The 12,682-nt window shown below is 67.4% G+C and carries 13 protein-coding genes; 5 read left to right on the top strand and 8 right to left on the bottom strand.

The genetic code is table 11. The features are described from left to right. Positions 1–74: 74 nt before the first annotated feature. The 4 genes from J7520_RS10785 to J7520_RS10800 all read right to left on the bottom strand — a co-directional run bounded on the left by J7520_RS10785 (position 75) and on the right by J7520_RS10800 (position 3,805). Positions 75–539 carry a hypothetical protein gene (locus J7520_RS10785; protein WP_291187916.1) on the bottom strand — a complete coding sequence of 155 codons (465 nt, stop codon included), beginning with the start codon at positions 537–539 and terminating at the stop codon, positions 75–77. A 182-nt stretch (positions 540–721) separates the two neighbouring features. Then, positions 722–2,161, bottom strand: coding sequence for a rifampin monooxygenase (rox, locus tag J7520_RS10790; protein WP_291187919.1), 1,440 nt, complete (start codon positions 2,159–2,161; stop codon positions 722–724). A gap of 523 nt (positions 2,162–2,684) precedes the next feature. Then, positions 2,685–3,152 (bottom strand): Rrf2 family transcriptional regulator, encoded by a 468-nt coding sequence (locus J7520_RS10795; protein ID WP_291187922.1) that lies wholly within the window; start codon positions 3,150–3,152, stop codon positions 2,685–2,687. Next, positions 3,149–3,805 carry a class I SAM-dependent methyltransferase gene (locus J7520_RS10800; protein WP_291187925.1) on the bottom strand — a complete coding sequence of 219 codons (657 nt, stop codon included), beginning with the start codon at positions 3,803–3,805 and terminating at the stop codon, positions 3,149–3,151. Before J7520_RS10800 ends, J7520_RS10795 begins: the two co-directional genes overlap by 4 nt. Positions 3,806–4,092: 287 nt before the next feature. Here J7520_RS10800 and J7520_RS10805 point away from each other — a divergent pair, with 287 nt between their 5' ends. Continuing rightward, the gene (locus J7520_RS10805) at positions 4,093–4,302 is read left to right on the top strand and encodes a DUF2945 domain-containing protein (protein WP_291187928.1); all 210 of its coding nucleotides are present in this window, start codon (positions 4,093–4,095) and stop codon (positions 4,300–4,302) included. A 10-nt stretch (positions 4,303–4,312) separates the two neighbouring features. Continuing rightward, on the top strand, positions 4,313–4,861 hold the full coding sequence (locus tag J7520_RS10810) for a DUF488 domain-containing protein (RefSeq protein WP_291187931.1): 549 nt from the start codon (positions 4,313–4,315) through the stop codon (positions 4,859–4,861). A 219-nt stretch (positions 4,862–5,080) separates the two neighbouring features. Here the strand turns inward: J7520_RS10810 and J7520_RS10815 are convergent, their stop codons facing one another. Next, on the bottom strand, positions 5,081–5,329 hold the full coding sequence (locus J7520_RS10815) for a DUF2798 domain-containing protein (protein WP_291187933.1): 249 nt from the start codon (positions 5,327–5,329) through the stop codon (positions 5,081–5,083). A 107-nt stretch (positions 5,330–5,436) separates the two neighbouring features. Here J7520_RS10815 and J7520_RS10820 point away from each other — a divergent pair, with 107 nt between their 5' ends. Continuing rightward, entirely contained in the window at positions 5,437–6,339 is a 903-nt protein-coding gene (locus J7520_RS10820) for a LysR family transcriptional regulator (RefSeq protein WP_291187936.1), read from the top strand. 72 nt (positions 6,340–6,411) lie between these two features. Here J7520_RS10820 and J7520_RS10825 read toward each other — a convergent pair whose 3' ends face one another. The 3 genes from J7520_RS10825 to J7520_RS10835 all read right to left on the bottom strand — a co-directional run bounded on the left by J7520_RS10825 (position 6,412) and on the right by J7520_RS10835 (position 9,999). Then, positions 6,412–7,224, bottom strand: a complete 813-nt coding sequence (locus J7520_RS10825; RefSeq protein ID WP_291187939.1) for a hypothetical protein — start codon at positions 7,222–7,224, stop codon at positions 6,412–6,414. Between the two features lie 248 nt (positions 7,225–7,472). Continuing rightward, complete coding sequence (locus tag J7520_RS10830; RefSeq protein ID WP_291187942.1) at positions 7,473–8,195, bottom strand: hypothetical protein; 723 nt, start codon at positions 8,193–8,195, stop codon at positions 7,473–7,475. A 121-nt stretch (positions 8,196–8,316) separates the two neighbouring features. Next, positions 8,317–9,999, bottom strand: a complete 1,683-nt coding sequence (locus J7520_RS10835) for a hypothetical protein (RefSeq protein ID WP_291187945.1) — start codon at positions 9,997–9,999, stop codon at positions 8,317–8,319. Between the two features lie 172 nt (positions 10,000–10,171). On the opposite strand from J7520_RS10835, the gene J7520_RS10840 reads away from it, so the two are divergent. Then, positions 10,172–11,335 carry a Fic family protein gene (locus J7520_RS10840; RefSeq protein WP_291187948.1) on the top strand — a complete coding sequence of 388 codons (1,164 nt, stop codon included), beginning with the start codon at positions 10,172–10,174 and terminating at the stop codon, positions 11,333–11,335. A gap of 179 nt (positions 11,336–11,514) precedes the next feature. After that, the gene (locus J7520_RS10845; RefSeq protein ID WP_291187950.1) at positions 11,515–12,666 is read left to right on the top strand and encodes an SPFH domain-containing protein; all 1,152 of its coding nucleotides are present in this window, start codon (positions 11,515–11,517) and stop codon (positions 12,664–12,666) included. The last annotated feature ends 16 nt before the right edge of the window (positions 12,667–12,682 follow it).

Consider the following 12,682-nt stretch of genomic DNA (forward strand, 5'->3'; position numbering starts at 1 on the left):
CCGACGACTCGATCCGGCGGCGATGTCCCGGACCGCGTGGAGCGTGAAGGAAGGTCGACGCCGGTCCCGATCTCTCACGGATACCGCGGTCCGTAGTAGCCGCCGTACGGATAGCGGTACGGGGAGAAGCCCGGGCCCTTGGTGTGCTCGGCGTTGATGTGCATGTCGAAGGTCTTCCCATCGCCGTACGGCTTGCTGATGTGAAGCTCGATCGCGTTCATCTGGCTGGTGCCGTAGCCCTTGGAGTAGCCGATTCCGGTGGTGACGCTGCCGTGCACCTCGACGCCCTGGTCGTTCTCGTCCTTGCCGTTGTCGCCGTAGTACTCGCCGGGGCTGTCCTGCCCTCCGGCTTGCGGCCACGGCTTCGAGTCCTGGTTGGGAAGCTGCAGCTTCAAGGGCTCGGAGGAAGTCGCGGCCTGGTCGGTCGAGGCCGTCGTCTGCGCCGGCGCGAGCGACTGCGCCGAGACGGCTCCTGCACACAGGAGACAGGTGCCGGCGACGACGAAAGCGCCGACCTTCGCAACGATGGAAGCTTTCACGGGTGACTCCTCGTCCTGCAGGCGCTCGGCAGTGCGTACCTGGTCATCGAGCTTGGGGCCATTGGACGCCTTCGCAAGCACGGAGTTCAAGTAAAGCGCGGCAAAGGCCGTGCTTCCACTGCCCGTCTTTCGCTCCGCCGAACGTGATCCTAACGAATGCGTGCGCCATCGCGCGCGGCACCTCAACCGGCGGGAGCGCCGAACCATCGCCGCAGCGGACCCTGCAAGCTGCGCTCGTCGTCACCGATCCATGCCACGTGGCCGTCCGGACGCAGCAGCGCCGCGGGCAATTCCCACTCCTCGCCGGTGTCGACGACGTGATCGACACGATCTTCCCAACCCGCCACCGAGAGCCGACCGGCCGGGTCGAGCAGCAATCCGCGACCGCCGTGCATGCGTTCGTAGAGACGCCCGTGCGCCAATGCGACGTCGCGCTGTCGCCAACCGAGTCGCGCGTGGCCTTCGCCGAAGTCGTAGCGCACGTCGACCGCGATGATCTTCTCGGTCAGGTAACGCGTCACCTCATCAAAGTCCATCAGCCGCGACAACAGCCGGCGCAACGCCTGCGCACCGGGTTCGAGCGACATCAGTTCCATCTGCGCGCGCGAATTGTCCAGCACGTCGGCGGCCACGGGGCGTCGCTCGGCCTCGTAGCTGTCGAGCAAACCCTCCGGCGCCCAGCCGGCGATCGCGGCCGCAAGTTTCCAGCCGAGATTGAACGCATCCTGGACACCGAGGTTGAGCCCCTGACCGCCGACCGGCGGATGGATGTGCGCCGCGTCGCCGGCCAGCAGCACGCGGCCGACGCGATAGCGCTCGGCCAGGCGCGTGGCGTCTCCGAAGCGCGACAGCCAGTGCGGCGAATGCACGCCGAAATCGGTACCGGCGGTCGCGCGCAACTGGCGCCGGAATTCCTCCAGCGTCGGCGGGATCGAGCGGTCCGCCGCCACGCCCTCGGCCGGCACGACGACGCGATACCTGCCGTCGCCGAGCGGCATGGCGCCGAAGCGCAGCTGGGTCCTGCGCACTCGCGCCATCACGGTGGCCAGTTCCTCCGCCGACGCGGTCAACCGCATCTCGCCGAGCAGCGTGTCGACACGGGAAGGCTCGCCCGGAAAACCGACACCGAGCTGCTTGCGCACCATGCTGCGGCCGCCGTCGCAGCCGACGAGGTAGCGCGCACGGCATCGCGTACCGTCGGCGAGCTCGGCCGTCACCGCGTCCTCATCCTGCGTCAGCGATGCCAGCCCGCACCCGCGCCGGATTTCGGCACCGAGTTCGACGGCGCGCTCCGCGAGCAGGCCGTCGATGAGCGGTTGCGGAATGCCGAGGACGTAGGGATGTGCGGTGTCGAGCCGCTCCGGTGCCGGTTTCTGGATGCCGGCGAAGAAGCCGCCGAGCGGATGGGTCTTGCCGTGCGCGAGGAACCGATCGAGCAGACCGCGCTGGTCCATGATCTCGATGCTGCGCGCATGCATGCCCAGCGCGCGGACGATCGGCGTCGGTTCCGCATCCCGTTCGAGCACGAGCACCCGCACGCCGTGCAGGCGCAACTCGGCGGCCAGCATCAGTCCGGTCGGCCCGGCGCCGACCACGATCACGTCGATGACTTCTTTCCGCATTTCGCCACTCCCGTCTGCGCAGCCATCTGCGTCGGACGGCGAATCTGCCTCACGCGCACGGTCTTGCCGCAAGCCGGGCATGGTTTACTATGGTGAAGTGGGGAGAGCGGGAACGTCCGAAAATTTCGGACCGCGGACGAAACGGAACGGATTCTTCGGGCCTGCGAAGCCGCCAGAGCGCTGGGCTGGCAGATCGAGGAAGGACACAAGTTCTTCCTGTGCGACGAACTCGCGCCGACCGATTTCCGGAACGGACCGCAGGCGGAATCCAGAATCGCCGATATCTCAACCTTCGCCATCTTCTGGCTCCTCAGGCGGTGCCTGCCGACCTCGACGAACTCGCGGCATCGCTGAGAAGCGTGACCTGGGAGTGAGTGTTTCGATCGCCCTCAGGGCCGGCAAGCACACGAATTCCTTCTCAGCAAGCCGTCGACGCCGTCGCCCGCACTTGCTGTAGCGTGCACGAGTCCGGCCGTCGGAAATTACTGCCGTCGCCGACGATCGCATCGGGAAGACATCGACGTCATGGTCCTGTGCGGGTGTCGTTCCTGCAGGACTGGAGCCGCGTGTGCTTCATGCGACGGCCGAGACTCGCAGCGAGATCCGCCAGCGTGACGCGTCCGAGGCGCTCCACCAGCAGTGCTTCGGCGGCACGGAAGGCGCCGTCCAATGCCTCGTTGACGGACTGCTCGACCAGGCACCGTGGCTTTTCGAGACGATGCCCCATCGCGAACACGGTCGGCTCGCCGACGGCGCGATAGACGTCGAGCAAGGTCACGACCCGAGGATCGCAGGCCACGACCCAGCCGCCACCGTGCCCTTTCGTCGAAGCGACGTAGCCGCATTCGCGCAGGCTCGACAGCACGCGGCGCACGACCACGGGGTTCGTGCCGAGCATGCGCGCGAGCGCGTCGGACGTGAGCGGGCCGTCGCTCTGCTCCATGTGCAGCAGCACGTGGAGGACGGAAGAGAGACGGCTGTCCTTCTTCACGTCTGCATTCCACTGCTGCCCTCGCGAGCGCGACGACGTGCGCACACGAGCGCATCCACGCCCGTTCCGGCGTGCGCGCGCGGACGCTCCTCGGCGACGAGAAATTCCCATGCGTCGGGATCGAGCGCAGCGACCGCGGCCTCGACGGAAACCTGCACCTGGTTCGCCGCCAGCGTGGCGGCGCCGGTCGCCGGATCGATCGGCCGGTGCCCGACCAGGAACAAGGTGCCGCCAGGCGCGACACCGGATGCCATCCGCTCCACCATATCCTCGACCGTGCCGGCAATGTGCACGTACAGACACACCACCAGGTCGTAGCGACCCGGCGCCGGCGTCCAGCGCGCGAGATCGCCCTCGATCCAATCGATCCGGCCGGCCACTGCTTGCCCTGCCCGTTCGGCCAGCGAGCGCGCGTGGGTCAATGCCGTCGGGGAGAAGTCCACCGCGTCGACGCGCCAGCCCCGCGCGGCGAGCCACAGCGTCTCCGCGCCGTGCCCGCAGCCGGCGTCGAGTGCACGTCCCGGCGGAAGCGTCGCGATCTCCGTCAGCAGATGCGTGTTCGGCGGGCGCAGGGCGACCTTGTCGGCATGCTCGCGCAGGGTTTTCGACCAGAGCTGGTCCCAGTAATCGTTGTCGAACGTCGGTTTGTTCACGGGGTGCGGATCGCTGTTCGAAAGAGACCGGAAGCGGATACGTCCGTGCCACGCGCAATGGCGTGAAGCGCGAAGGAACTCGCCTTCTTATCATGTAACTTACGATATTACATGATGGCAGCCATACGCAATTCACCGCATTGCCGCGTCCGTTCCGCGATCGCCAGTGGCCGACGTCGCCCTCCGCGCCGCTACCGTCGCAGCTCGTCACGTGCAGGTCTCGACGAATCGCGAAGAGGACTAGACTGCATGCAGGCACGGGCGCCGGGGACCACAGGAGCCAAACGATGACCCCAACGCTCAAGAGAGGAGATCACGTCCGCTGGAACTCGGAGGCCGGCTGGGTCTCCGGCACCATCACCGCCGTACACACGCGCGACTTCGACTGGAAGGGCTACGTGCACCATGCCTCGGCGGAGGATCCCCAGTACGAGATCCGAAGCGACAGGACCGATCACGTCGCCGTCCACAAGGGCGGCGCGCTCGCACACGATTGAAGGGCGACGCGTGAAACTGCCGTTCTACACCGTCGGCCATTCCGATCGAAGCCTCGCCGAGTTCACCGGCCTGTTGACGGCAGTCGACATCGGCCTGCTCGCCGACATCCGCAAGCTGCCCGGATCGAGAGCGCATCCGCAGTTCAACGAAGACGTCCTCGCCGGCTCGCTCGCGGATCTCGACATCGCCTACGAGCACGTCGCCGCCCTCGGCGGCCTTCGCGGTAAATCAGCGGACGTGCCCAAGGAACTCAATGGCCTGTGGCGGAACGCGAGCTTCCATCGCTACGCCGACTACGCGCTGTCGCCGCCGTTCCGCGACGGCCTTGCGCAGGTCGTCGATCAGGCACGCGAGCGACGCTGCGCACTGATGTGCTCGGAGGCCGTGTGGTGGCGCTGCCACCGGCGCATCGTGGCGGACTATCTGCTCGCCGCCGGCGAGACCGTCTTCCACCTCATGGGCAAGGGCCGCCTGGAGCCCGCCCGCCTGACGCCCGGTGCGGTGGTGCGATCCGACGGCACGCTCGTCTACCCGGCCGAACCTCAAACCGACGCGTGAGAACAGCCGGCCCGCTGCGACCGCACGTCTTCGCGCGGCGAACGTGCCCGCCTCGCGCTCAGGCGAAGCGTTTCCGCACCATGCGACGATCAACGTCGATGCGATCCTGCTCCAGGCGACCGGCTCGCCGAGAATAACGGCCGCCAGCAGGAACCCGATGCGGCCAGACACCTCGCGCATCATTCGACGCCGCCGGATCGGCATCCGCGGCCTGCCGCCTCAGCGCCGCCACGCCCAGACCGGGAGTCGCGCCACCAGCGCGTGGCTGAGCCGCTGCACCGCCGGACCGAACAGCAGCACGATGACGAAGGCCGCCGGCCATGCGGACAGGAAGGACTGCCGCCAACGCAGGAGATAGCTGCTGTCGAAACCGAGATTGAGCCAGACGACGAAGGCGGTCATCAGCAGCGACATCCACAAGGACATCAGGCCGGAGAAGACGAAGCGGAGAAGCTGGGACTGGGACATGGAGGCACTCCGTATGGGGACGGCGCACAGAGTAGAAATATCCAACTTCCGAAAATAGACGACGCGGATCAATCTATGATTGCCGAATCAGCAATCATAGGACAGCCATGTTCGACGCCATCGCCCTGTTCGTCGCCATCGTCGAGGCCGGCAGCCTCAGTGCCGCGGCCGAACGTCTCGACCTTCCGGCCGCTACCGTGACGCGGCGCCTGCAAGCACTGGAACGCGACCTCGGCTGCCGCCTGCTGCACCGGAGCGCGCGGCGCCTGCAACCCACGGCCGAAGGTCTGCAGTACTACGAGCAATGCCGGCCGCTGGTGCACGCACTGACCCAGGCCACGCAATCGCTCGACGACAATCTCCGCCGCATCGCCGGCCACATCCGCGTGCTGGCGCCCGTGAACCTCGCCAGCACGACGCTGATGCCGGCATGGGCCGGCTTTCTCGAGGCGCATCCCGAGGTGAACCTGGAATTGCAGCTCAGCAATACCGTGCAGGACCTGGTCGGCAGCGGTGCGGACCTGGCGATCCGCGTCGGCGCACAGGGCGATTCGCTGCTGACGCAGAAGCGGCTCGGCGAGATCGGCGTGCACCTGGTCGCCTCGCCGGCCTATCTCGCGCGACGCGGCACGCCGACGCATGCGCGCGAACTGGCCGGACACGACGCGATCATCGCCACGCCGCTGCTGACGTGGTCGCTGCGCGATCCGGCCAGCGGCGAGGAAAAGACCCTGCATCCGCAAGCGCGCCTGCGCGTCGACGAAATGCGGCTGGCCGTCGCCGCCGCGGAAGCCGGACTCGGCGTGCTGCTCTGCCCGGCCACGCTGACCCGCGATGCCGTCGCGCGCGGCGCGCTGAGCGTCGTGCTGGACGGCTGGACGCCGCGTCGCCGGCCGATGTTCGCGGTGTGGTCGCAGCAACGCTACCTGCCGGCGCGGGTGCGCGCGCTGGTGGATCACCTGCACGCCTTCGTACAGTCCGATCCGCTGCTGGCGGCGTCGCGCGATTGAGGCAGCGGCGCCACGCCGCACTTCGCTCGGCCCGGCATCGAACGGGCTGCGCCCGGATTTCGCGCAGGCGAATCAGCGCCGGCTGTGGATTTGCCGCGTGGCCAGGCTCCTCGCCTGCTCGACGTACCACGCCTCGGCGCTCGCCTGGCCGTCGACCTTCGCGCGCTGCAGGTACTCAGGGGCCAGATTCCTGACTCCGGCTCCCACCGCCGTCCCCATCGACCGCGCCCATGCCACCGTCGCCGCCTGCCCGTCCTTCTTGCTGCGGCGGTCGATCTCCGGCTCGAACACGGCGAAGGTCGCCTCTTCCGCGCGTTTGCGCGTCGCAGCCGGAATGTCGCCTGCGTTCGTTTCTTCGGCGCCGGCGCCGCGGCCTCCGTCGACATAGCGCGTGGCGATCCGGGATGCGCTTTCCACGTACCACGTGTCGACGCCGGCGCCGCCGTTCGTGCCCGCGCGGCGCCGATACTCCGCGGTCAGCGCGCCGACCTGGCGGCCCGTGTCGCCCGCCGCCTTGTTGAGCCACTGGTTGGCGTTCGCCTCGCCATACGCTCGGACGCGACGCCGATGCTCGGCCTCGAGCACGGCCAGCACGACACTCTCCGCCCGGTCGGCGGCCGCGGGCGCGATGCCCGTGGACCTCCCGCTCGTCGCCCGCCCCCGGCATCCTTCGAAATCCCGATTGGCGTCGTAGCAGGTGCCGTTTCTCGCATCGCTGCTGCGCGTCCGGTCGATCTGGTCCTGGTTGATGTTGTACCAGGCGTTGGTGGTCAGCGTGGCCTGAAACATCTGTTGCGCGCATTCGACGCACTGCGCACGAGATACGCCGGGAGAACCGACAATCGACGCGGCGAGCAGAAAGAAAGCAAGGCGATGGGACTTCATATCGATGTCTCGCATGCAAGGACGGAAGCAAGAGCAAAGAAGACTGGTTCGACGACGCCGCAGCGCTTTTCCAAGCGTAGCTCGCCAATACCGTGCGCGAACGTCTCCTGCGCATCATGAGCGCGGCCGCGGCGATGGGCATGCGCGGACACCCTGCGGCCTAGTTCGTCTACCTTGTGCGCAATCGCAGCACATCACACGACACTGGAACGATCGGCCGCATACGCGATCGTGTGATGAACAAAATCTCATTCACATCGGAAGCCGTAGCCGGTCGCCCCGCTCGACCGAGCCTCCGCCTCCTCTGACTCCTGAAATCTCATGGCTTCGCCGAGAAGGGTTTCGAACAAATGCACGCGCAGACGCACGTCAGCGGCTAACACGCCGACGAGCCAGAGCAGCGCCAGGAAGATGCCGGCAATCGCGAGCCACGCGGGAATCGACCGGGCGCCGTTCCAATTCTGCAAGGCAATGACGACGGCAGCTGCCGCGGGAAGGATGCCGAGCTTGTCCAGGCTGCCGGCCAAGAAGCCGAGCTTCGCCTGGAGTCTCGCCTGCGCGTGCTGGGCGAAGCGAAGGTGGTCTACCAGCACCGGCTTCGGATACCGCGCCAGCCAGCGTGCAAGCGCGCCGACGGCCACGCGATCGTGATCCATCTGCTCGATCATCGACTTCTTGAAACGCAGCATGTGCGTCAGAAGCGCCCACATCGATTGCAGCGCCGGCAGCGCGCACGTACCGCACATGACGACGAGGCCGCCACGCGCCATCCAAGCCATCCAAGGACGCGGCTCCCAGAATTGCATCAGCAAGGACGGCAGGATGCCGAAGAACGCCGCGACCACGCCGATTGCGTAGAGGACGACAGCCCATCGCGGCGTATCGAGAAGCGACACCGGGCCCTCCGGCATCGCCTGGATACGCGCCTCGATGACGGCGAAGGTGAGCGGCGGCAGCGATGAGTCATCCATGGGCACGAGCTTCAGCGGATCGCCGGCTTTCGAGAATGCATTTTCCGGCGCCGCCGCTTCGGCCCGAGATCAGCACGAACCCGAGTTTCGAAGGCGGCGATCACGGACAGCCGAACGGCGTTCAGTAGCGCGACGCCGTCAACGGCGCGTCGGCCCACTGCCACGCCGCCGCCTGCAAGCGCGAAGTTTCGCGCGCCGCGTCGGCCTGCCCGAGCTTCTGCTGCGCCTGCGCAAGGCCGAACAACGACCAGCCGTTGCGCGGGTAGGACTTCAGATCCTGCCCGAACGCTTCCGCCGCACCGTGCGCGTCGCCCGCTTCGAGCAGCGCAGCGCCGAGATACGGGCGCACCGGCAGCGGCCAGTCGGCCGGTTCGTTGTAGGCCAACGCGTCTTCGGCGACTGCCGCTTCGCGCAGCGCGGCGATGCCCTGCGCGTGCTCGCCGCGTGCGCGCAACACCTCGCCGCGCAGCAGCCCATCGGCCACACGCAGTACGGCGTCGGCGTGATTGATGTCGAAGAAGCTCACCTTGGCCATCGCCGGATCGCGCGCGATCGCGTGCAGGGCGTCGGCTTCGCGCGCGGCCTCCGCCAAAGCGCCCTTGCGCACCTGCGCCATGCCGCGGGCGAAGTGGCGGATCGCAGTCGGATACGGCGGTTCCGACGGCGTGGCGGCATCGGACAGGATGTCGTCCCAATCGCCGAAGCGGACCTGCGTGAGCAGCGGCGCGACGACGAACTGCTGCATGAATTCCAGCGGCGCCTGTCCCATCGCGGCGCGATCGGCGCGGCTGGCCGTCTGCTTCGCCGCCAGCAGCGCCATCGCACGCGAGCCGGTCAGGCCGGTCGTCATCGTGGCGAAGTGCCAGTTGTGCGGCACGTAGCCGAGTGGATAGACGCCGTTGCTGCCGCGGCACACCGCCAGGAAATCCTTGTCCGCGGTGCTGGCGGCGAAGTTGGTCAGCGTCGCGTCGTGGTAGCGGCCGAGACGGATGTAGGTGTGCGCGGGCATGTGCACGAGATGGCCGGACCCCGGCGCCAGCGCCGCCAGCGCATCGGCGTAGCGTTCGGCGCGCTGCGGCTCGGGTGAGGCTTCGGTGGCGTGGATGTAGTAGTGCATCGCGCCGATGTGGCGCGGATTTCGCGCCAGCACGCGCTCGAGTTCGCCGAGCAGGCGCGGCGTGAATTCCGCCGGCTTGCCGTCGCTTTCCCAGTACGCCCACGGCGAGAGATCCATCAGCGCTTCCGCGTACAGCGTCGCGGCATCGTCGTCATCGGGGAACTGCTCGACCACGCGCGCCATCGCGTTCGCGTAGGCGCGATCCAGTGGCTTGCGATCCTCCGGCGCCGGATCCGCGTAGCGCGCCTGCAGCGCCTGGATCAGCGCACGATCGGCCGGCTTCGCCGATCCGGCCAGGCTGGCGGCGCGCGCGGCGAAGGCGGTGGCGTCCTTCGCCAGCGCCGGCTCCATCGGCAGATTGATGTTCGGCCCCAGCACCAGGGCCTGTCCCCAGACGCACATCGCGCACTGCGGATCCAGCCGCGCCGCTTCGGCGAAGGCGCGCCCGGCCGCTTCGTGGTTGAAGCCGTAGGCCATGCGCAGGCCCTGGTCGAAATAGCGCTGCGCGGCGGGCACGCGGGTGCCCACGTCGCGGTGCAGGTCGCCGAATGTGTCGAACAGCGGCAGCGCGGTGGATGCGGGGGCGTTGGCGGTTTCGGTGGTCGCTTTTCGCGTGGTGTCGCAACTCGCCAGCACGAGCGCCAGCAGGATCATCGGCAACGGCCGAAGCACGGATCGACGGTTCATCGTGATTCCCCTCCCAGAGACGATAAGCGGACAGTACCGAAAACCGGTGCGAACGTCCCACGCACAATCCAGAGGTCGTTCGAGCGTTCAATAACACTGCTCTTTATTTAAAACTATTGCCTTAAAGTTAAATAGATGGCAGGCTCATTGAACTCTATCGAGGGGTTCCGCCATGCGTCGCACCGACGTCAGCGCAGCGCTGCGAGCCTATCTGGTCCGATGCGACGGTCATCCCCACTGCATGGCCCTCGTCGCGCCACCGACACCGCGACGACTGCCGGATGGCGCCGCCGTCGCGCAGGACATCGCTCGCGCGATGCAGGCGCTGGAGCGGCTGAAGGTCACCATTGCCCTGCTGCCGAACACCGACATGGTGACGCGCACATTGGCACGTCGCGAAGCGGTGCAAAGCTCGCAGATCGAAGGCACGCGCACCCAGTTGCCCGAACTCCTGGAGTACGAGGCGACGCACGGCATCGACGGCCTGCCCGCCGATGCCACGGTCACGGAACGCTACGTCCAGGCGCTGGACGCAGGACTGCATGCAATCCGTTCGCCCGCTTCGCGCGCCGCGCTGGATACGCGCCTGATACGCCAGATGCACGCGATCCTCCTGCAGGACACTCCCGCCGCCCGTCCCGGCGAATACCGCGACGTGCAGGCATGGATCGGCGCGGGTCGCATCGAGGACGCGATCTTCGTTCCGGCGCCCCCGGCCGCGATTCCCGCCTGCATGGATGAGCTCGAAGCCTCGATGCTCAGGTACGCACCTCGGGACGACGAACAATGGGAGCTGATGCCCGTCGCGCAGATCGCCATCGCCCACGCGCAATTCGAGACCATCCATCCCTTCGCCGACGGCAACGGCCGTACCGGACGACTGCTGATGCCGTTGATCCTGGCGGCGGAAGGCTATCCGCCGCTGTATCTGTCCGGAATGCTGTTGAGATATCGCCGCGCCTACTACGACGCTCTCGCCGACGTGCAACTGCACGGCAACTGGACGCCATGGTTCATCCTGCTCTGCCGCGCCGTGGTCGGAGCCTGCGACAGCGCCGTCGCCATCGCGCAGGATCTCAACGCGCTGCGCGAACGCTGGCTCACGCAACTGTCGACGCTGCGATCCGACGCCACCGCACGGAAACTGCCGACCTTCCTGCTCGGCCATCCCGTGACTTCAGTCAATCAGGTCGCCCAATCCTTCGGCATCTCCTTCGTCGCGGCGAACCGCGCCATCGACCAGCTCGTCGCGCGCGGCATCCTCACCGAACCCGCCCGGCGTCGAAACCGCGTGTTCCACGCCGGCGAGATTCTGGAGCGATTGCAGCGGGAGTGAGGAGAGCGTCCTCCGCCGCACCCGAGTGCCGACTTGCGTGGCGAGATCGACCCAACCCACGTTTTCAGGATCTCCGCCCCAACTTTTTTTCTCCCCGCCCACTCCTCCTGCGCCCGGGATCGTATAGTTCGCCCGGCATGGCGGGTACGTCGCCCGACCACGAACCGCAGGGAGATGTCATGGGTCTCGTTCAGGCAGTGGTGGGTTCGATCGGCGGCACGCTCGCCGACCAGTGGAAGGACTTCTACACGGTTCCCGGCGGCCTGCCGGCGACGGCGGCGCTGTTCGCCGCGGTGCCGCAGGGCACCAATGCCGGACGCGGCTCGAACACCAAGGGCTCGTCGAACATCATCACCAACGGGTCGAAGATCGTCGTGCCCGAGGGCTACGGGCTGCTGCTGTTCCAGGACGGCAAGATCACCGGCTTCGCCGCCGAGCCGGGCGGCTACGAGTGGCGCTCGGACGACATCAACTCGCAGTCGATCTTCACCGGCGGCGGTCTGGTCGACTCGCTGATCAAGCAGAGCTGGGAGCGCTTCAAGTTCGGCGGCCAGCCGGGCTCGCAGCAGGCCGCGTTCTTCGTCTCGCTGAAGGAGCTGCCGGACAACCGCTTCGGCACGCAGTCGGAAATCTACTGGGACGACGGCTTCCTCAACACCCAGGTCGGCGCGGTCACGCGCGGCTCCTACACGCTGAAGATCGTCGACCCGATCCTGTTCGTGAAGAATTTCGTGCCGGCCTCGTACCTGCAGCCCGGCCAGATGTTCGATTTCACCGACATGGACAACGCCGCCGCCAGCCAGCTGTTCAACGAAGTGGTCGGTTCGCTCGCGCCGGCGTTCAGCCTGTACACGAACGATCCCGGCAAGGGCAATCGCATCACCAAGCTGCAGCAGGATTCGGTCGGCTTCGCCAAGAGCCTGTCCGACGCGGTGGAACAGGCCTACCAGTGGAAATCCGATCGCGGCCTGACCATCGTCAAGACCGCCATCGTCTCGATCGAATACGACGCCAACACGCGCGAGCTGCTGAAGAACGTGCAGCGCGCCGATGCGCTGTCCGGTGCGCGCGGCAATTCCAACCTGCAGGCCAGCGTCGCCGCGGGCATCCAGTCGGCCGGCGAGAACGGCGGCGCGGCGGGCATGATGGGCATCGGCATGGCCTCGGGGATGATGGGCGGCATCGGCGGCCTGCAGCAGCCGGTGGCGCCGGCCGCGCCGGCGGCCGACGATCCGGTGGCCAAGCTGAAGAAGGCCAAGGAGATGCTCGACCTCGGCCTGATCACGCAAGCCGACTACGACTCGCTCAAAGCCAAGGCGCTGGGCCTGTAAGCGACGAATCGCGCGA

It is taken from the genome of Dokdonella sp. (assembly GCF_017744955.1).
Lineage (GTDB): Bacteria > Pseudomonadota > Gammaproteobacteria > Xanthomonadales > Rhodanobacteraceae > Dokdonella_A.